Annotated in this window: 19 protein-coding genes and 1 pseudogene; 5 read left to right on the top strand and 15 right to left on the bottom strand. The window is 69.9% G+C overall.

Translation table 11 applies throughout. The annotated features are described in order from the left end of the window. Positions 1–35 precede the first annotated feature (35 nt). From ACWCSU_RS14595 to ACWCSU_RS14570, 6 genes are all read right to left on the bottom strand, one after another. The gene (locus ACWCSU_RS14595) at positions 36–3,788 is read right to left on the bottom strand and encodes a S8 family serine peptidase (RefSeq protein WP_449935334.1); all 3,753 of its coding nucleotides are present in this window, start codon (positions 3,786–3,788) and stop codon (positions 36–38) included. A gap of 145 nt (positions 3,789–3,933) precedes the next feature. Beyond that, positions 3,934–4,851, bottom strand: coding sequence for an RNA polymerase sigma-70 factor (locus ACWCSU_RS14590; protein WP_449935332.1), 918 nt, complete (start codon positions 4,849–4,851; stop codon positions 3,934–3,936). Beyond that, entirely contained in the window at positions 4,848–6,062 is a 1,215-nt protein-coding gene (locus tag ACWCSU_RS14585) for an NAD(P)/FAD-dependent oxidoreductase (protein ID WP_449935331.1), read from the bottom strand. Before ACWCSU_RS14585 ends, ACWCSU_RS14590 begins: the two co-directional genes overlap by 4 nt. Positions 6,063–6,161: 99 nt before the next feature. Beyond that, positions 6,162–7,361, bottom strand: coding sequence for an MFS transporter (locus ACWCSU_RS14580; RefSeq protein WP_449935330.1), 1,200 nt, complete (start codon positions 7,359–7,361; stop codon positions 6,162–6,164). Then, entirely contained in the window at positions 7,358–7,582 is a 225-nt protein-coding gene (locus ACWCSU_RS14575) for a thioredoxin family protein (RefSeq protein ID WP_449935328.1), read from the bottom strand. Before ACWCSU_RS14575 ends, ACWCSU_RS14580 begins: the two co-directional genes overlap by 4 nt. Positions 7,583–7,612: 30 nt before the next feature. Beyond that, a complete protein-coding gene (locus ACWCSU_RS14570) occupies positions 7,613–8,587 on the bottom strand; it encodes an NAD(P)/FAD-dependent oxidoreductase (protein ID WP_449935326.1) in 975 nt (324 codons plus the stop codon). A 94-nt stretch (positions 8,588–8,681) separates the two neighbouring features. Here ACWCSU_RS14570 and ACWCSU_RS14565 point away from each other — a divergent pair, with 94 nt between their 5' ends. Next, positions 8,682–9,275, top strand: a complete 594-nt coding sequence (locus ACWCSU_RS14565; RefSeq protein ID WP_357692352.1) for a helix-turn-helix domain-containing protein — start codon at positions 8,682–8,684, stop codon at positions 9,273–9,275. Positions 9,276–9,285: 10 nt separating this feature from the next. On the opposite strand, the gene ACWCSU_RS14560 is transcribed toward ACWCSU_RS14565, so the two are convergent. Further along, the gene (locus tag ACWCSU_RS14560) at positions 9,286–9,675 is read right to left on the bottom strand and encodes a PPOX class F420-dependent oxidoreductase (RefSeq protein WP_449935324.1); all 390 of its coding nucleotides are present in this window, start codon (positions 9,673–9,675) and stop codon (positions 9,286–9,288) included. Between the two features lie 69 nt (positions 9,676–9,744). Here ACWCSU_RS14560 and ACWCSU_RS14555 point away from each other — a divergent pair, with 69 nt between their 5' ends. Continuing rightward, positions 9,745–10,167 carry a MarR family winged helix-turn-helix transcriptional regulator gene (locus tag ACWCSU_RS14555; protein WP_364099394.1) on the top strand — a complete coding sequence of 141 codons (423 nt, stop codon included), beginning with the start codon at positions 9,745–9,747 and terminating at the stop codon, positions 10,165–10,167. Positions 10,168–10,394: 227 nt separating this feature from the next. On the opposite strand, the gene ACWCSU_RS14550 is transcribed toward ACWCSU_RS14555, so the two are convergent. The 3 genes from ACWCSU_RS14550 to ACWCSU_RS14540 all read right to left on the bottom strand — a co-directional run bounded on the left by ACWCSU_RS14550 (position 10,395) and on the right by ACWCSU_RS14540 (position 12,181). After that, entirely contained in the window at positions 10,395–11,024 is a 630-nt protein-coding gene (locus ACWCSU_RS14550) for a GNAT family N-acetyltransferase (RefSeq protein WP_449935322.1), read from the bottom strand. Between the two features lie 210 nt (positions 11,025–11,234). Then, positions 11,235–11,501: a hypothetical protein gene (locus ACWCSU_RS14545; protein ID WP_357692360.1), complete on the bottom strand. Its 267-nt coding sequence runs from the start codon at positions 11,499–11,501 to the stop codon at positions 11,235–11,237. 482 nt (positions 11,502–11,983) lie between these two features. Next, complete coding sequence (locus ACWCSU_RS14540) at positions 11,984–12,181, bottom strand: hypothetical protein (protein WP_357692362.1); 198 nt, start codon at positions 12,179–12,181, stop codon at positions 11,984–11,986. A gap of 89 nt (positions 12,182–12,270) precedes the next feature. Between ACWCSU_RS14540 and ACWCSU_RS14535 the strand changes: the two genes are divergently transcribed. Further along, a complete protein-coding gene (locus tag ACWCSU_RS14535; RefSeq protein ID WP_449935321.1) occupies positions 12,271–13,203 on the top strand; it encodes a DUF4143 domain-containing protein in 933 nt (310 codons plus the stop codon). A 112-nt stretch (positions 13,204–13,315) separates the two neighbouring features. Beyond that, entirely contained in the window at positions 13,316–14,488 is a 1,173-nt protein-coding gene (locus tag ACWCSU_RS14530; protein WP_449935320.1) for a Fic family protein, read from the top strand. A gap of 75 nt (positions 14,489–14,563) precedes the next feature. On the opposite strand, the pseudogene ACWCSU_RS14525 reads toward ACWCSU_RS14530, so the two are convergent. The 4 genes and pseudogenes from ACWCSU_RS14525 to msrA form a co-directional block, all read right to left on the bottom strand. After that, positions 14,564–14,671 (bottom strand): annotated as a pseudogene (locus tag ACWCSU_RS14525) (peptide-methionine (S)-S-oxide reductase MsrA); the annotation flags it as partial. Between the two features lie 21 nt (positions 14,672–14,692). Then, a complete protein-coding gene (locus tag ACWCSU_RS14520; RefSeq protein ID WP_449935318.1) occupies positions 14,693–15,211 on the bottom strand; it encodes a type II toxin-antitoxin system RelE family toxin in 519 nt (172 codons plus the stop codon). 3 nt (positions 15,212–15,214) lie between these two features. Beyond that, entirely contained in the window at positions 15,215–15,523 is a 309-nt protein-coding gene (locus tag ACWCSU_RS14515; RefSeq protein ID WP_237103413.1) for a type II toxin-antitoxin system prevent-host-death family antitoxin, read from the bottom strand. 55 nt (positions 15,524–15,578) lie between these two features. After that, positions 15,579–16,241, bottom strand: a complete 663-nt coding sequence (msrA, locus tag ACWCSU_RS14510; protein WP_364082547.1) for a peptide-methionine (S)-S-oxide reductase MsrA — start codon at positions 16,239–16,241, stop codon at positions 15,579–15,581. A 169-nt stretch (positions 16,242–16,410) separates the two neighbouring features. On the opposite strand from msrA, the gene rarD reads away from it, so the two are divergent. Beyond that, the gene (gene rarD, locus ACWCSU_RS14505; RefSeq protein ID WP_357692380.1) at positions 16,411–17,340 is read left to right on the top strand and encodes an EamA family transporter RarD; all 930 of its coding nucleotides are present in this window, start codon (positions 16,411–16,413) and stop codon (positions 17,338–17,340) included. On the opposite strand, the gene ACWCSU_RS14500 is transcribed toward rarD, so the two are convergent. Then, positions 17,302–18,291 carry a polyprenyl synthetase family protein gene (locus ACWCSU_RS14500; protein WP_357692382.1) on the bottom strand — a complete coding sequence of 330 codons (990 nt, stop codon included), beginning with the start codon at positions 18,289–18,291 and terminating at the stop codon, positions 17,302–17,304. The two genes, rarD and ACWCSU_RS14500, sit on opposite strands and share 39 nt — an antisense overlap. Positions 18,292–18,296 lie beyond the last annotated feature (5 nt).

Genomic DNA, 18,296 nt, shown 5'->3' with positions numbered 1-18,296 from the left:
GGGGCGCCCCCGCCGGGGACGCCCCTCACCTGGAACTATCGGCGTAGCTGGTACGCGCGGGTCACGATCTGCTCGACGGTGCCGCCGTCGGCGTCGGTGGCCTGCACGCGCAGCGACACGAAGCCGCCGGGCTTCGCCGGGTTCCTGATCGCGCCGGTGAAGGCCCGCTCACCGGCCCCGGCGAGCCGTACCGGCTGCCAGGTGGCGCCGTCGTCGGCCGAGGTCCACAGGGCGGCCCGGGTGATGCGCGGCCCCGCCAGGCCCTTCGGGTAGCGCAGGCCGAGGCCGACGCGGGTGGGGGCGTTCGCGTGGGCGCTGTTGGTCTCGTCCACGTCGAGGTCGTAGTCGATCGACAGGACCGGCAGCAGGTCCTGGGCGGCCACCTGCTGCGAGTGGAACGTCCAGTCGGTGCGCACCTTGGTGGAGGTCGTCCAGAAAGGTGCGTTCCGCTGCACGTCGGTCACCACGCGGTACTGGGCGCGTTCCGGCACCACCGGGAAGGCGACGGCCGCCGACGGCGCGGAGCCCAGCAGCTCGCCGTCGCGGTAGACCGTCGACTGCTCCTTGTCGGCGGAGGCGCGGAACAGGTACGTCTGGCCGGGCGCGGTGTCGAACAGCCCGCCCGCGAAGAGCACGCCGATCGCGCCCTCGCGGACCGCCGACTTGTCCACCGCGGCCGGCAGCGCCGTGCGGACCACCGCCTTGTTCCAGTCGCGCGACACCCGCTGACCGGCCTTGAGCACGGACGGCGCGGTCTGCTGCCACGCCTGGCCGCCCTCCCAGACCGAGCCCACCTGCATCGACTCGAAGGTCCGCAGGTCGGCCGTGACGTACTCGGTGAGGGGCCGCGGGATGACCATCCGGGTGAAGACCTGGTAGGCCGTGCCCTGCATCGGCGAGACCAGCGCGCGGGCGTACCCGGCCTCCGTGGCCGGCGCCGAGGCGTGGAACGACGACTGCACGGTGGCCAGCTCGCCGTCGCGCACCTTGTACCGCTGGTCCGCCGGGACGCCGCCGTTGCGGTACTTGACCAGCTCGTAGGCGTACGGGCTCACCGCCGTGCCCGAGAGCCGGACCTGCAGCCTGCCCTTGGCCGCCGCCGCGGCCAGCCGGGCGCCCTGCTCACCCGCGAGCGTCATCGCCGGGATCCTGGTCGGCGACGTGCTCCAGTTGTCGGCGCCCCAGTTGTCGGGCTTGTCGTTGTAGATGATGACCGCGCCCGCTCCTGCGGCGGCCGCGTTGTCGACCTGCTGCTGCGGCGTGAGCTCGGCGCTGCGCTTGACCAGCGCGAGCCGTCCCCGGACCGGCTGCCCCGCGTAGTCCTCGGGACGCCCGGTCCCGGCGTCCGCGGCCCGCAGGACCTGGGCGCCGTCGATGCGCGCGGAGCCGGCCCGGCCCCGGAAGTAGGCCGGCTCGATCGGCTCGGCCCCGGCGCCGAGGACCTGGGCCTTCAGCTCCGGCGCGGTGAGCGACCAGGCGACCCGGGACTCGAAGCGGCTGCTCGTGCCCTGGGACGGGACGGAGTACACCTTCGTCTCGCCGTTCATCCACTGTTCGAGGCCGTAGGCGCTGGTGCCGGCCGCACTCTGGACCGACAGGCCGAGCCGGACCCTGTCCGCCTGGTTCGGCTTCGGGGTGTCCATGGTGACCGGTCCGGCCTTGGCGCCGTCGAAGGTGATGGTCCGGTCGGAGTCGATGACCGCGCCCGGCTCGGCGCCGTAGGTGTACTCCCAGACCCGGTTCCCCTCGGCGGCGTAGTGGAAGATCTCCGCCATGAAGGCGTGCTCGCCCCGGGGCAGCCGGACCTTGGTGGTGCCGTCCGCGCCGATCAGGTAGCTGTCCGGAAGGGCCAGCCTGTCGAGGTTGATGTCGTGCACGACGGCGGCGCCGGTGGTCGGCTTGCCGTCCCGGTCGAGCACCTTGAGGGTGACGTCGAAGCGCTCCACGTCCCGGACGAAGCCGACGGCCGTGGTCACGACCGTCTGGCCGTCGGCGGTGGACGCGGTGACGTGCGCGCCGTGCGCCCCCGCCGGCACGGCCGAGGTGTCGACGGTGACGGCCGCCGACGCGGTGCCGTGCGCCGGCACGGTCACCGTCTGGGCGCCCAGGGTCAGCGCCGCGGCCGGCAGATCCTCGCCCGCGCCCTTGGCGGCGAGCGTCAGGGTGACGGGCTGGTCGCCGTCGTTGACGTACTCGATCTGCTTGGTGGCCGGCTCTCCGGCGTCCCAGTCGGCGAGCCTGAAGTCGATCACGCCGGAGCCCGAGACGGGCTGGCGTACGGCGCGGCTCACGTCCACGCGGCCGGCGCCCTGGCTGTGCACGGGGGTGCCGGCCGTCGTCCGCGCCGTGCTGACGAGCTGGTTCTTCAGCCTCGCGGCGGTCCAGTCGGGGTGCCGCTGCGCGAGGATGGCGGCGGCGCCCGCCACGTGCGGCGTGGCCATCGACGTGCCGCTCGCCGTGGTGTACGTGCCGTCCACCGGCGTGCCCATCGAGGTGCCCGCGGCGCGGGCGGCCACGATCTTGAAGCCGGGAGCGGTGATCTCCGGCTTGAGCGCCCCGTCGCCGCCGCGGGGACCCCGGCTGGAGAAGTCGGTGACCGCATCCGCCGAGTCGACCGCGCCGACGGTGAGCGCCGCCTCGGCCGCGCCGGGCGAGCCCACCGTGGTCGCCCCCGGGCCGCTGTTGCCTGCGGCGATGGTGAACAGCACGCCCGTCTCGGCGGTCAGCTCGTTGACCGCCACGGCCATCGGGTCGGTGCCGTCGGCGCCCTCCTGGCCGCCCAGGCTCATCGAGACGACCTTCGCGCCCGAGTGGGCCGCCCAGTTCATCCCGTCGAGGATCCACGACTCCATGCCGGCGCCCTCGTCGGCCAGCACCTTGCCCACGATCAGCCGGGCGCCGGGCGCCACGCCCTTGTACTTGCCGCCCGAGCCCGCGCCGCTGCCCGCGATCGTGGAGGCGACGTGCGTGCCGTGCCCGTGGCCGTCCTGAGCCGTCTCGCCGGGGACGAAGCTGCGGCTCTCGGCGATCCGGTCGGCCAGGTCGGGGTGCTCGGCGTCCACGCCGGTGTCCAGGACGGCGACCTTGACACCGGTTCCGTCGTAACCGGCGGCCCATGCCTCGGGGGCGCCGATCTGCGGCACGCTCTTGTCGAGCAGCGTCTTGACCTTGCCGTCCAGCCAGAGCTTCTCGATGCCGCCGGAGAGCCGGGCCTTGGGCGTTCCCGCCTTGGCGGTGTCGTCGTCCACGGCCTCCCAGAACGCGCCGCCGCGCTTCTTGTCCGCGGCGACGGCCGCTCCCCGGATACCGGGCAGGGACCGGGTGAGCCGGCCGCCGTCGGGCGGAGCGGCCTTGGCCAGGCCCTTGCCGGAGTAGCGGACGATGGTCGGGATCGATTCGCTGTGGGCGTCGTCGTACCCCTGGGCGATGAGCTGGGTGACGTTGAACAGCCGCTTGTCCACCTGGCCCGAGGCGACCAGCGGCGCGGCCTCGTTCGGCAGCACGTACACGTCGCCGCCGACCGTGTAGGTGCGCAGGTCGCCGGCCGAGCGTTCGCCGGGGGTGACGGTGACCGAGACGGGACGGCCGGCCTGGCCGGTCACGGTGACCTCGTCCCCGGTGATGAGGGTGACCCGCGCGGTGGTGACCGACGACGCCGGGACGCCGGTGACGCCGGCGACTCCGGCGGCGGGGGCCGTCGCGTCACCGTGGGCGCTTCCGGTGCCGGCCGCGACGAGCGTGGCGGCGAGGGCGGCGCTGAGCAGCGCCGCTCTACGACTGAATGGCATGGCGGTGGCTCTCTTTCTACCGGTTGGGGGGTTGCGCAACCGGCAGAACAAAGTTTCGCCAGAAAGGGACTTACACACCATGACTAGGTCATGGCGGACAACCGACATGTCAGGTCGTCGCCACCGTCCGGGTCAGCGACGGTTGTCAAGGCGTGAGGTCGCGGGCGGTCCCATCCGCGATCGCGCCCAGCTTGTCGGGGTTGGCGACGTTGTGAACGGCGGTGATGTGCCCGTCGGCGTCGAAGTCGAAGGTCACGGTGGCGACGACCCGGCCCTGACCGCTGAACACCACGCCGGGGCCGCCGTTGATCTCGGCGAGCTCCGCCCGCATGTCGCCCGGCTCGATGCCCTGGTAGGTGACCGTGCCGATCGCGGCGAACCACGAGGCCACCGTCTGCGCGCCCACGACCGGCCGCAGCGCCTGGCGCACCTTGCCTCCCCCGTCGGTCCACAGGGTGACGTCGGGGGACAGCAGTTCCATGAGCGTGTTGATGTCGCCGCCGGTCGCGGCGGCCAGGAAGCGCCGCGTGACGTCCCGCTGCCGCGTCCGGTCCGCCGTGAAGCGCGGCCGCCGGGCCTGTACGTGCTCCTTCGCCCGATGCGCGACCTGGCGCACCGCCGCCTCGGAACGCTCCACCGCCTCGGCGATCTCGGCGTGGCTGAAGCCGAAGACCTCCTTGAGCACGAACACCGCCCGTTCGAGCGGGCTCAGGGTCTCCAGGACCACCAGCATCGCCGTCGAGACCGAGTCGGCGCCCGCGACGTCGTCGGCGGTGTCGCCGCTGGTCAGGATCGGCTCCGGCAACCACGGCCCCACGTACGTCTCGCGCTGGTACTGCGTCGACCGCAACCGCTGCAACGCCAGGTTCGACACGATCCGCGCCAGATACGCCTTCGGATCGGCCACCTGCGAACGGTCGTCGGCCGACCACCTGATCCAGGCGTCCTGGACCGCGTCCTCGGCGTCGGCCGCCGAGCCGAGCACGCGGTAGGCCACCGAGAACAGCAGCCTGCGATGCTGGTCGAAGACCTGCTGGTCCTGCTCCGAGTACGCGCGGCTCATCGCCCGGCGCCGATCCGGGTGAACCGGCCGCCACGCGGCCAGAGCGCGCCGGAGACCGGCATCTTCTTCATACGGACGTACGTCGGCCAGGGTGCTGCGGTCACCGTCTCCTTATACCGTGCGGCCATCCGGCCGGTGAGGTACACCCTGCGCGGGCTGTCGTCGGGGTGGGTGAACTGCACGACGCCGTCGTTCCGTCCGAGGCTCACCGGGGTGTGGTAGTAGCCGAAGCGGAACGGCTTGAGCCGCCGGCCGTCCAGGGCGCGCAGGATCGACACCGCGGCGTGCACGCCGGTCGGCATGCCGCTCTGGCAGGTGCCGTGCATGACGCCGTAGCCCTGGCTGATCGCGGCCGCGTCGCCGAGGGCGTACACGTCCGGGTGCGACACCGAGCGCAGGAAGGCATCGGTGACGATGCGGCCGCGCTCGTCCACGGTGAGCCCGGCGGCCGCCGCCAGCGGCGAGACCCGCGTCCCGCTCGTCCAGAGCACGGCGTCCGCGGCGACGCTCTCCCCGCCCGCCACCTCCACCGAGCCGGGCAGCACCTTCGTGACCTCGACGCCGCTGCGCACCCGCACGCCCAGCCGGGCGAGGGCCTCGCGCAGGTACGCCCTCGGCCCGGCCGCCATGGCCGCGCCCGGCTCCTGCCTGCCGAGCAGCACGACGTCCAGCTCGGGGTGACGCTCGGCGATCTCGGCGGCCGACTCGACGCCGGTCAGCCCGCTGCCGCCGACGACCACCGTGCCCCGGCCCGCCTGGGCCAGCCGGGTCAGCCGGGCGGCCAGCGCCTCGGCGTCCTGCACGCTGTCCAGCGTGTACGCGTGCTCCTCCACCCCGGGCACGGTCGCCGTGTCGGCCACGCTGCCCAGCCCGTACACGAGGGTGTCGTAGTGCAGGACCCGGTCGTCGTCGATCCGCACGCTCCTGGCGTCCGCGTCCACGGCCGTCACCCAGCCCCGGACGAACCGCGCCCCCGTACCTTCCAGCAGCTCCGGAATGCTCATCTCGGCGACCTGCTGCCCGCTCGCCACGACGTGCATCCGCAACCGCTCGGTGAACCGCTCCTGCGGATTGACCAGCGTCACCCGGACGTCCTCACGCCCCTTGGTCCGCGCCGCGAGCTGAACCGCCGCCGCCATCCCCGCGTACCCCGCCCCCAGAACCAGGATGTGATGCGGAGCCTTGCCGTTCTCGCGCTGTGTGGTCATCATCGTCCCTTTCGTACGGTGCCTCTGACCACGCGATGCAAACAGCCACCCCGTCCGTGACACGCCCCCACTGTGATCCGCACCACACAGCGAAGGCGACCTTCAGAGCGACCGGCGCGACAACCAGCGGTCCAGCAGGACGGGGACGAGCGTGGTCGCGGCCAGTGCCGCGCCGATCCACGGGATGGCGGCGATCCCCGCCCCGGCGTCCAGTGCGGCGGCGGCCAGCACCGGGACGAGGCTGATGCCCAGTTGGAAGGCCGAGACGGTGGTGGCCCCGGCGAGCGTCGGCGCCCCCGACGCGATGGCGAACACGCGCCCGTAGACGGCCGGGTTCAGCACGAACCCGGCCACGCCGAGCAGCGGCACCAGCGGCACGACGGCCGGGACGTGCCGTCCGAGCACGGCGAGCAGCACGGAACAGGCGGCGATGCCGAGCGCCCCGGCCAGGAGCGCGTGCGTGGGCAACCGGTCGGCGATCCGGCCGCCGATCGACAACCCGGCGAAGGCCCCCACGCCGAACAGCGTCAGGATCAACGGGACCCAGACCCCGGGCACGCCCGTGACCTCGGTCAGGAACGCCGCCAGGTAGTTGTAGGAGATCATGTAGGCCGCGGTGCTCAGCAGGGTGACGGCGTACACGACCCAGAGCTGGGGCCGCCGCATCGTGCGGAGCTCGCCGCGGACGCTCGCCCGCCCGTGCCAGCTGGTGGCGGGCAGCGCGACGAGCGTCAGGACGGCGCCCACGACGGTGAGGGCGACCACCGCCCAGAACCCGCCACGCCACCCGGTGAAGTAGCTGATCATCGCCCCGGCCGGCCCACCCGCGATCATCGCCAGGCTCAGCCCGCTGACGACGACCCCGGACGCGCGGGCGGTACGGTCCGCCGGGACCAGTCCGATCGCGGTGACCGCCGCGACCGCCCAGAACCCCGCGTACGCGAGACCGCAGAGGAACCGCGTGACCAGCAGCACCGGATGGCTGTCGGTGAGGATGCCGACCGCGACGCAGGCGGCGAAGGTCGCCTGGGCGGCCACCAGCGTCGTCCGGCGCGGCCAGCGGAGGGTCAGGATGGCCAGCGGCGGCCCGCCGATCACGACGCCCACGGCGAACGCGGAGATCAGCCCGCCGGCGGAGGACAGCGTGATCCGCAGGTCCTCGGCGACCGCCGGCAGCACCCCGGCGAGCAGGAACTCCGCGCTGCCCATCGAGAACAGGCTGAAGGACAGCAGGTAGACCCCCAGGGGGAGCCTGCCGCGGGCGACCGCCGTCCCCCGGGCGGCCGCGGCCTCGGCGCTCAACGGTCCACCCCCGCGTCGCGCAGGGCCGCGGTGAGGCAGGCGGGGACGGCGGTGACGGCGTGCCGGGCGGCCAGGCTCTCCACGATCGGCGTGACCAGCCGGCACGGACGGCACCACGCCGCCCAGAACTGGATCAGAACCGGACGTTCCGCCTGGAGGACGCGTTCGGCGAAGTTCTGCTCGGTGACGCTGCGCACCGAGCCCGGAGCATGCGCGGGCATGACGAGATCTCCTTACGTATGAGGGGGTTGCTAGCGAGCCGGGGCGCGGCGCCGCTCGACGGCGTGCCGGACCTCTTCGTCCACCAGGTCGGCGTTGACGGCGAAAGCGGCCGCCGCCCCCATCCCCGCCGCCGTGACGACCTGCGCCCGCGGGTCCACGACGTTGCCCGCCGCCCAGACGCCGGGCACGCTCGTCCGTCCCGTGCGGTCGGTGACGACCCAGCCGGCGTCGTCCGTCTCGCAGCCCAGGCGGGTGAGCAGCTGGTCGTTCGGCACCATGCGCGGGAACAGGAACACGGCGGCGCGTGGCAGCACCCGTCCGTCGGCGAGCTCGACGCCGCGCAGCCGTCCGTCCTCGACGACGAGGTGGTCGATCGGGCCCTCGACGATGCGCAGGCCGCGGGCCTCCAGACGGTCGCGGTCCGCCGGCGTCAGGTCGAGGGTGTGGGCGAGGAAGACGACGTCGTCGCTCCACTGGCGCAGGAGCAGGGCCTGGTGGACCGCCCTGGGATGCGTGCCGAGCACCGCGAGCGGCCGGTCGCCGACCTCGTGGCCGTGGCAGTACGGACAGTGCAGGACGTCCTTGCCCCACTGCTCCCGTACGCCGGGGATGGCGGGCAGTTCGTCGTACAGGCCGGTGGCGACCAGGAGCCGACGCGCACCGAGCACCGGGCCGCCCTCCAACCGCACGGAGAACCCGATCTCGCCGTCCTGCCACGCGGACGGGCCCGGCTCGATCTCGTCCACGCGCGCCCGGACGAGCCGCACGCCGTACCGGGCGATCTCGGCCCGTCCGAGCTCCAGCAAAGTCGACGGCGGCAGGCCGTCGCGGGACAGGTAGCCGTGCATGTGCGCGGCCGGGGCGTTGCGCGGCGCGCCCGCGTCGACGACGACCACATTGCGCCGCGCCCGCCCGAGCAGCAGAGCCGCGTTCAGCCCGGCCGCCCCCGCGCCGACCACCACTACGTCGTGCTCGGTGTCCTTGCTGTTCATCGCCTTGGTCATGACGATCACCTCCTGGCCCCGATGGTGCGATCCGGCACACGGAGATGACAACTTCTGTTGCCATTTCCGGGACAGCGGAGGTGGAATGGGCCTCATGGAACAGCAATCCCGGATAGACGCCACGCTGGCCCAGGTCGGCGCCCGGCTCAGGCATCTCCGCACCGAGCGCGGGGTGACCCTGGCAGCCCTGGCCGAGGCCACCGGCATCTCCAAGAGCACGCTCTCGCGGCTGGAGTCGGGGCAGCGCCGTCCCAGCCTGGAGCTGCTGCTGCCGATCGCGGAGGCGCACCAGGTACCGCTGGACGAGCTGGTCGGCGCGCCGGAGGTGGGCGATCCGCGCGTGCGGCTCAAACCGGTCGTCCGCAACGGCCGGACCGTACTGCCTCTGACCACCCAGCCCGGCCCTTTGCAGGCGTGGAAGTCGGTCATCCCCGCCGACCAGAAGCGGCCGCAGCCGGTCACGCACGAGGGCTATGAGTGGATGTACGTGCTTTCGGGGCGCGTCCGGCTGATCGTGGGCGACCACGACCTGATCCTGGGGCCGGGTGAGGCCGCCGAGTTCGACACCCACCTGCCCCACTGGTTCGGCCCCGCGGGCGATCAACCGGTGGAGGTGCTCAACCTGTTCGGACGGCAGGGCGAACGCATGCACATGCGCGCCCAGCCCCGCTCCCGGCAGCCGTCCTAGAGGTGCCCGGTCATTGGCTGGTGCAGCGGGTGGGCCGGACCACGATGACCACCCGGCGTTCGGCGTCGCCGACCGGCCGTTCGTAGTCCAGGCCGTACCGCCTGGCCAGGACGTCGAAGAAGTCACCCTGGGGGTCGCTCTCGACGCGCTCGACCGTGCCCCGGACCTCCAGGTAGCGGTACGGCCGGTCGGGGTCGTTGACGGAAATGGCCACGTACGGGCGGGCGGCGGCGTTGCGCCCCTTCTGCCGGTCGTTCGTGGTGGTGAAGCGCAGGAACTCGCCGTCCCAGACGGTCCACACGGGGGTCACCTGCGGGGTGCCGTCGGGCATCAACGTCGCCAGGTGGGCGTACAGGGGGCGGGTCAGCAGGTCGAGGTGGCTCTCCGGAATCACAGACATGGCAGCACACTATCAAAGCTTTGATATCTATACGGGCTTGTATAGCGTGCCGGCTTGTAGGCTCCCTGCATGGACATGCCCCCGGAGGAGCGGCTCGGCCTCGACGTCAAGCGCGCCGAGCAGCGACTCATGGCGGCCAAGCACGCGGCGGTCAAGATCGCCGGGCTGACCGTCCCCCAGTACGCCGCCCTGCTCGCCCTCGACGCCAGCCCCGGCATCTCCGCCGCCGCCCTGGCCAGGGAGTGCCTGGTGACCCCGCAGGCCATGAACGTCGTACTGAAGAACCTGCTGGAACACGGCCTGATCGAACGTTCCCCCCACCAATGGCACCGCACCATGCTGGAGACCCACCTCACAGACGCGGGCCGCGAGGCGCTCCGGGTGGCGGACGAGGCCGCCGTGATCATCGAACGCAGGATCGCCGACGCCTTCACCCCCGAGGAACGCGCCACCCTCCGCACCCTCCTGGCCCGCTTCACCGCCGCGATCTGACCCCTGCCCATCCCGGCGTCATCCGCGAGACGGGCTCAGCAGGCGCGAGCCGACGACCGCGACCTCGAACCACTCGCTCCCCACCACGTGCAACGACGGCAGGCGAGGACCGCGACGGCCGCCGCCACCCGCACCGCGCGGCTGCGCAGACGGGCAAGGTGAAGGCGATCGCGAAGGAGCAGACGGCCCCACGACTCCACCCACCCACTCGGTCAGCCGAAAAGCGGTCAGCGTTCCACGCGAAGACTCACCTGAGACCCCAACTCACGGAACCCGAGAGCTCGCGCCACCCGCCGCGACGCCTCCGGACGCGCCCTCCACTGCGGCAACAACCCCTCACCCAGCGCGTCGGCCACCGCCGCCGACGCCACCACCCGCCCCAGCCCCCGCCCCCGAAACTCCCCAGCAGTCAGTACGGACAGATGCGCCGCCACCCCCGACCAGGTCCGAAACCCAGCGGCGGCGACCACGTCACCACCCTCACGAACCACCCACACCCCCGACCCGACCTCCTCCAACCCACTCTCATCGGCATCCCGCTCGTCCACCCCCGCCACCAGCCCAGAGACATCCCGATCCCCCACCGCCAAACGTTCGACGTCCACCCCGACATGGCAGGGAACGAACTCGTCAGCATCGAGATACGCGAGCGTCGCCGGCCCCAGAACCTCACGAACCTCCAGCCGCTCGGACAGCCGCGCAAGATCAACGCCATCCTCACCAAGACAGCCGGTCAGAGCACGCCGCACCGGCCCCACCAAGCCTGCCTCAGGCACCGTGACCAGCGCCGCTCCACCCAGGACGACGATCCCTGTCCACCCGGGCGGACACAATACCGACCCGGCGGAGGCGGTCACCGCCACCTCTCCCCGCTGAGGAAACACGACCGGAACCCCCGCCAGCCCCGCCCACAACCGCCCCGCCCGCCCCACCGAACTTCTCTGCACACCCCATGATCTACTTGACGCGCAGCCGACGTCCACAGACCGTGCAACGTGAAGACCTCCGGCAGGGCGCAGACAGCATCTCCACCACAACCGAAGGCCTTCTCACCCGGCTCCGACCCGCTAGTTGCTCTCTGGTCGCTGCCAAGTGCCGGGGCGGCGCAGGAACTCACAGCGCGGGCCGTTGAAATGGTCGTTGATGTGATGCCGCAAGGCAGTGAGCTCGTCGACCACGGCCGCGAAATCTTGCCTCAACTCGTCCTGCAAGGCAGCGAGCTCGGTCATCATCAGAACAATGCTGATCACGGTGATGTCATCCACGGTGCGGCTACTCGTCTCGAGCGCCTGGACGCGTAGCAACACCTCGAGGATCTGCGCCTCTACGTTCACGACTCCTGCCTGTTCCACACAGGGAAGAAGATGCCGCCCCGGAGACCCGGCACGGACTCTGACATGAGCACAGTGACAGGCGAATGGCAAAGACGGCGGGCCATATCGCAGATCAGGTGTGGTTCCTTCTCCCCACGCCAAACCTCTTTCCTCTTCGGGGTACAGATTTTCACCGACCCCCCGGACACAAACAGAGCCGAACAGCTCCGGAGCAGAGCAAGCCAGGCAGCGCAGACGAATCTACAGTTCGTATGACAACGGCCATCACCACCACCGCGTAAAGGCTGCCAGTTCACTAACTGACGTAAAGGCCATCGAAGACAGCCCGACCACAACTCCGTCTTCGGGTCTCCGGGCCGGGTACACATCGGGAACGCGGCTCCCGGTCTCGCGGACCCCCTTCGGACCAAATCACCTGGACAGGCATCCCACGCCACCACGTCAGACGGCGAACCACATGACGATCTGCAGCAGTTCCGCCTCTACAGGTGGAACCAGTGGATCCGCCGACAAGTGGTGCAGACGAAGCAGGTCGCGTCTCGGTTGGCCCAGTCCAGACCCATGAAGGTCATCCCGGTGGTCTGCAACTTCCACTGACGGGACTCGAAGATCTCACCCTGACACGTGTCGCACCTGAGGTTCTGGCCGTGCGGGAGCGTTACGGTGGTGGCCTCATTCATGCTCACGATGCTAGACGCCCCCCAATCGGGACGACCGCTCAGATGTCCGGCTCTTGCCCCAGCGCGGCAAGCTCGTCAGCAGCCGATCGGTGCTTGGCATCATCACGGCGCCTGTACTCCTGAAGATCCTCGTAAGTGATCCGGCGGTGCTTGCCGATCAGTCGGAAGGGAATCTTCCCCGACTCCAACAGCTTTGGTCGTCCAACGCGACCACACGCGCGATCGCGACCCCCAAACTGCTGCTGGTCGACTCCGGGCTTGGCGCCCATCTGGCAGGCCTGACCCCGTCCCGAGTGGCCGACATAACGGCACCCGCGGGTCCGCTGATCGAGAACTTCGCCCTTGGCGAGCTGGCCCGCCAGCTCACGTGGTCCGAGGAGCCTGTACGGCTCTATCACTACCGAGATCGAGATGGGGTCGAAGTCGACGGCATACTCGAACGGGCCTCTGGCGAGATCATCGGCATCGAAGTCAAGGCCACCGAAACCGTACGCGCCAATGACTTCAGGGGCCTGCAGCATCTGGCCCGCAAACTGGGCGACCGGCTCATTGCCGGGTACGTCCTGTACGCGGGCCAGGAAACGCTTCCCTTCGGAAACCGCATGCGCGCTCTTCCACTATCCACATTGTGGACCGCGTCTTCCACGACCTGTTGGACGGGCTCATGTGTCCCCGAACGCGGGCCCTCGCGGCACGGCTCGCCCGGTAGGTCAAGCTTCGCCGGAGGTCAGACCGACGGGGCAGGACACGCCGGCTCCCGCCGATACCGCAGTACCCGTTGGGCACTTTGTACAAGTACTGCTGGTGGTAGCGCTTTGCTTCAGGTCATAGATGTGCTGCTCAGTTGGCCTTCGACCGGCACTCAGCCCACATGTCGACGGCCTCGTGGAGGTCAAGCATGGACTTCGAACGGAGGCAGACGAGCACCACGTGGGCGTTCGCTCTTTCGATGGCACGCGGCTCGCCATGACCAATGCCGAGATCGAGGCGAGGGAACTCGCCGCAACGTTCCACCGCCCTGAGTCAGCCCGACCGACCACATCCGTCGTTGTCCGCGAACCACCGCCTGTCTCCAGCCACGTGGCCGCTGACGATGTTTAGTTCAAGTACTCAAGTAGCGGGTACCATGACTAGATGAAGGCATCATCGCGACATCTCTCGGTCTACGTCACCCCTACGTTGACCACAGAGGACCGCGGCGTCCTGGGCGAGATTCACCAGATGCGCAAGCAACTTCGGCATGTCCTGAAAACGCCAAAACGCTGGCAAGGCGGGCTGCGTCGGTCGGCCTTGGCTCGGGCCATCCGCGGGTCCAACAGCATTGAAGGCTATCAAGTCGCCGAGGATGACGCCGTGGCCGCGCTGGACGGCGAAGAGCCGATCGGTGCCGATGAGCGGACCTTCCTGGAGATTCAGGGTTACCGTCAGGCGCTGGGTTATGTTCTCGCGATGGGCGAAGACGATTATTCGACTTTCGACTCCACCGAGATTCGCGCGATGCACTACATGATGCTGCAACATGAGCCGTCGAAGTCCCCCGGCCGTTACCGCAAGGGCCCGGTCTTCGTACACGATGATCGCAAGGATCAAGTGGTCTACGAGGGCCCAGATGCTGGCGATGTTCCAGCGCTCATGGACGCGCTGGTCGAGAGCCTCCATGCGGAACCAGAGATCGATCCCGTGGTGCGCTCAGCCATGGCACATCTGAACCTCGTCATGATCCACCCATTTCGCGACGGCAACGGCCGTATGGCCCGCGCTCTTGCGACTTCTGTACTGACGAGATCAGACATCGGAGAGCCGGAGTTCTCAAGTATCGAAGAGTGGTTGGGGGCGAACACCGAGGATTACTACGCCGCCTTGGCCCTCACCGGCCACGGTTCGTGGCAGCCGCGTGACGATGCCCAGCTCTGGATCTCATTCAATCTACGCGCCCACCACATGCAGGCCCAGACTGTGGCTCAGCGAGTAGGGGAGGCGGGAACCACCTGGGCCGAACTCGATACTCTCATCGCAGAAAACTCACTGCCCGAGCGCGCGCTTGACGCCATGTTCGAGGCTGTTTTGGGCTACCGGGTACGGCGCGCCGGCTACCTGAAGCGAACCGGCGTCGAGGATCAGACCGCCACGCGCGACCTGGCAGCCCTTGCCAACGCTGGACTCCTTGTCCCTCATGGCAACGGGAGGGGACGCTTCTACACCGCCGGAGAGTCGCTGCAGCGGATTCAGCAGAACCGTCGGGCAAGACGCACGCCGCTCACTGATCCGTATCCGTGGATGCGCCCGCGTCTTGCCACAGCTCCTTGATGTCCCAGCTCGGGCGACAGAGCGTCCAAACCGGGCATCGACTCGATCCGGTGCCGCTCTCCTCGGCGCGTTACCTCAGGCCTCGCCAGAGGTCAGGCCGACCGGACAAGCCACCCCGGTGCCACCGATGCCGCAGTAGCCGTTGGGGACTTTGTACAGGTATTGCTGGTGGTAGCGCTTTGCTTCAGGCGATAGATGCGCGACCTAACGAGGCTTGGACCGGTACTCAGCCCACGTGTCGACCGCCTCTTCAAGGTCAAGAGCGGCAACATCCTCACGCGCCATCCCAACCGTGTAGATCAAGCGGTCTGCGAGCCAGTCTGGAACGGGTTCCCTGGGAGATGCCTTCTCCACCCGAATGTGATCGGCCAGCGCGCCGAGGCGTTCGATCACCTGGCCGAGCTGGATGATCTCGGGGCGGCCTGTACCCGCCTCCCGGACCCTGGCCGTCGCCTCCTCGTACACTTCGGCGTCGGCACGTTCACCGACAGCCCACACCTCGCAGATCTCCACCGACTTGTCCTCGGTGATGCGGTAGACGACACGCCAGGTGTTGCGACCGACCACCAGCTTCCGGAAACCGGTCAGTTCACCGCCAAGCGGATAACCAGCTTCAGGGTTGTCCAGCAGGAGAAGGATCTTCTTGAGCACCTTGGGTACCGCGTCTGGGCCGATCCGCCGAAGGTCGTCGACCGCCGGCGCCGTGAAGGCGACGTCGGACACGATTCACTCATCGTCCGGGATGGCGGACAGCGACTCGCGAGTGTGCCCGAAAGCGGCAAGCACCTCATCGAGTGAGACCCGCTCCCCCGTGTCCGTAACCGACCGGGCGAGCACCAGCGCCAGATCACGCAGATCAGCCGCCGCCTCCTCCAGCTCATTGAGCCGGCGGATACTCACCACGGCCGCCACTGGCTGACGCCGACGGGTGACCACCAGATCGGTCCCCTGCTCCGCATCAGCCACCAGGCGGGCAACCCCTCGCTGGGCCGCCTCTGTGACGCTCAGCTCAGTAGCGTCGTGCAGAACAGTCATACATGAACTGTATATCTATCTGCACAGAAGTGCGACGCCTGGGCCAGCCTTCGGCTCACGCCTCGCCGGACGTCAGGCCCACCGGGCAGGCGACGCCCGTTCCGCCGATTCCGCAGTAGCCGTTGGGGACTTTGTACAGGTATTGCTGGTGATAATCCTCGGCGTAGTAGAAAGGCTTGGCTTGGGCTAGTTCGGTGGTTATGGGGCCGTAGCCGGCCTGGGTGAGGACCTGCTGGTAGGCCGCCTTGGACGCCTCCGCCGCCTTCTCCTGCTCCGGCGAGTGGTAGTAGATCGCCGACCGGTACTGGGTGCCGGCGTCGTTGCCCTGGCGCATGCCCTGGGTCGGGTCGTGGGCCTCCCAGAAGACCTTCAGGAGCTCCTCGTACGACACCTGGGCCGGGTCGAACACCACCCGGACGGCCTCGGTGTGCCCGGTGAGGCCGCTGCAGACCTCTTCGTACGTCGGGTTGGGGGTGTAGCCGCCCTGGTAGCCGACGGCCGTCGTCACCACGCCGGGCGTCTGCCAGAACTTGCGCTCGGCTCCCCAGAAGCAGCCCAGGCCGAAGTCGGCCACCTCCAGGCCCGAGGGGTACGGCGGGGCGAGCGGAGCGTCCAGGACCGCGTGCCGCGCGGGCACGGGCATCGCCTCCGAGCGGCCCGGCAGGGCGTCCTCGGGACGGACCATCGATGTCTTGTTGCCGCCGAACAGCCAGCCCATCGTGCCACCTCCATCAGGTGTCTCTACCTTACGCAGCGCCGCGGGCGGCGGCGTGGCGTGGGTAGCGGGATTGCGCCTACACAACGCCCGAACACTTAAGGATGCCTAAACATTCCCGTATAGTGACACACATTTGTATTTAAGCTGGTAAGGCCCGAAAATGGGTTACATGCCTGACCTTCGGCGCGGTGTACTGTTCGGGATCGCCGCCTACACCATGTGGGGGCTGTTCCCCCTGTACTGGCCGCTGCTCAAACCGTCCGGAGCCGTGGAGATCCTGGCCCATCGGATGGTCTGGTCGCTGGTCGCCGTCGTCGCGGTGCTCGCCGTACGCCGGCACTGGAGCTGGTTCCGCGAGCTGGCCCGGCAACCGCGCAAGCTCGTCCTGCTCGCCATCGGCGCCGTGGTCATCACCGTCAACTGGGGCACCTACATCTACGCGGTCAACACCGGCCACGTCGTCGAGAGCGCCCTCGGGTACTTCATCAACCCGCTGGTCAGCGTGCTGTTCGGGGTGCTGGTGCTGAGGGAGCGGCTGCGTCCGCTGCAGTGGACGGCGGTGGGGTTCGCGGCCCTCGCGGTGGTCGTGCTGACCGTGGACTACGGCCGGCTGCCGTGGATCGCGCTCACGCTCGCGGTCAGCTTCGGCGTGTACGGGCTGGTCAAGAAGCAGGCGAACGTGGCCGCCACCGAGAGCCTGGCCGTCGAGACGCTGGTGCTGCTGCTGCCGGCGCTCGGGTACCTGATCTATCTGGAGTTCGCGGGCGGGGCCACGTTCGGGCAGGAGGGCGCCGGGCACGCGCTGCTGCTGGTGGGGGCCGGGATCATCACGGCGGTGCCGCTGATCTTCTTCGGCGCGGCGGCGATCCGGGTGCCGCTGAGCACCGTCGGGGTGCTGCAGTACATCGCGCCGATCCTGCAGTTCGTGGTGGGGGTGACGATCGCCGGCGAGGTCATGCCGCCCAGCCGATGGATCGGGTTCTCGATCGTGTGGCTGGCCCTGGCCATCTTCACGTACGACAGCTTCCGGGCGGCACGGACGGCCGCCCGGGTCAGGCGATCAGCCCGAACGCTCGACCACGTAGTCGCAGAGCGCTAGGAACGCCGCCCTGGCCGGGATGTCGGGCAGGGCGGAGAGGTCGACGCGGGCCCGGTCGACCCACGCGACCAGCTCGGCGCGGGCCCGCTCCATGGCCGGGTGGGCCCGCAGCAGGGTGAGCGCCTCCTCCACGTCCTCCTCGGCCACCGGGCCCGACAGCAGCTCGGTCATGCGCGACTGCTCACCGCTGGTGAGCGCGTAGAGGACCGGCAGGGTCCTGACGCCCTCGCGCAGGTCGGTGCCAGGGGTCTTGCCCGACTGGGCGCCCGAGGAGGCCACGTCGAGCAGGTCGTCGCCGAGCTGCCAGGCCACGCCGACGGCCTCGCAGGCGCGGCTCAGCCGCTCCTCGACGTCGGCGGGGGCGCCGGACAGCAGCGCGCCGAACCGGCCGGAGGCGGCGATCAGGGAGCCGGTCTTGTCGGACAGGACGCTCAGGTAGTGGCCCACCGGGTCCTCGTCCGCGCGCGGGCCGACCGTCTCGCGGATCTGCCCCTGGACGAGCCGGGAGAACGTCTGGGCCTGGATGCGGATCAACTCGGGGCCGAGGTCGGCCAGGAGGTCCGAGGCCTGGGCGAACAGGTAGTCGCCGGTGAGGATCGCCACGGTGTTGTCCCACCGGGCGTTGGCCGAGGGCGAACCCCGGCGCACCGGGGCCTCGTCCATGACGTCGTCGTGGTAGAGCGAGCCCAGATGGGTCAGCTCGATGACCACCGCGCCGGGCACGACACCCGGCGCGGACGGGTCGCCGAACTGGGCCGCGAGCAGCACCATCAGCGTACGGAACCGCTTGCCGCCCGCCTCGATGAGGTGCTTGGACGCCTCCGTGACGAAGGCGTCCTCGCTCTCCACCGACGAGCGAAGGAGCTTCTCGACCGCGGCCAATCCGGTGGCCACGTCCTGCGCCAACCGTTCGTCCTCAATGGGAAGGTCAACCACGGGCGGCGCAGACATACGAA

This window comes from Nonomuraea sp. NPDC001699, assembly GCF_053596455.1.
Note: the sequence above shows the minus strand (reverse complement) of the source record. Positions and strands in the feature narration are given on the sequence as shown.

Coding starts and splice junctions, on each gene's coding strand:
- ACWCSU_RS14595 (WP_449935334.1), bottom strand. CDS start 3,788: ATGCCATTCAGTCGTAGAGCGGCGCTGCTCAGCGCCGCCCTCGCCGCC.
- ACWCSU_RS14590 (WP_449935332.1), bottom strand. CDS start 4,851: ATGAGCCGCGCGTACTCGGAGCAGGACCAGCAGGTCTTCGACCAGCAT.
- ACWCSU_RS14585 (WP_449935331.1), bottom strand. CDS start 6,062: ATGATGACCACACAGCGCGAGAACGGCAAGGCTCCGCATCACATCCTG.
- ACWCSU_RS14575 (WP_449935328.1), bottom strand. CDS start 7,582: ATGCCCGCGCATGCTCCGGGCTCGGTGCGCAGCGTCACCGAGCAGAAC.
- ACWCSU_RS14570 (WP_449935326.1), bottom strand. CDS start 8,587: ATGACCAAGGCGATGAACAGCAAGGACACCGAGCACGACGTAGTGGTG.
- ACWCSU_RS14565 (WP_357692352.1), top strand. CDS start 8,682: ATGGAACAGCAATCCCGGATAGACGCCACGCTGGCCCAGGTCGGCGCC.
- ACWCSU_RS14560 (WP_449935324.1), bottom strand. CDS start 9,675: ATGTCTGTGATTCCGGAGAGCCACCTCGACCTGCTGACCCGCCCCCTG.
- ACWCSU_RS14555 (WP_364099394.1), top strand. CDS start 9,745: ATGGACATGCCCCCGGAGGAGCGGCTCGGCCTCGACGTCAAGCGCGCC.
- ACWCSU_RS14540 (WP_357692362.1), bottom strand. CDS start 12,181: ATGAATGAGGCCACCACCGTAACGCTCCCGCACGGCCAGAACCTCAGG.
- ACWCSU_RS14530 (WP_449935320.1), top strand. CDS start 13,316: ATGAAGGCATCATCGCGACATCTCTCGGTCTACGTCACCCCTACGTTG.
- ACWCSU_RS14515 (WP_237103413.1), bottom strand. CDS start 15,523: ATGACTGTTCTGCACGACGCTACTGAGCTGAGCGTCACAGAGGCGGCC.
- msrA (WP_364082547.1), bottom strand. CDS start 16,241: ATGGGCTGGCTGTTCGGCGGCAACAAGACATCGATGGTCCGTCCCGAG.
- rarD (WP_357692380.1), top strand. CDS start 16,411: ATGCCTGACCTTCGGCGCGGTGTACTGTTCGGGATCGCCGCCTACACC.
- ACWCSU_RS14500 (WP_357692382.1), bottom strand. CDS start 18,291: ATGTCTGCGCCGCCCGTGGTTGACCTTCCCATTGAGGACGAACGGTTG.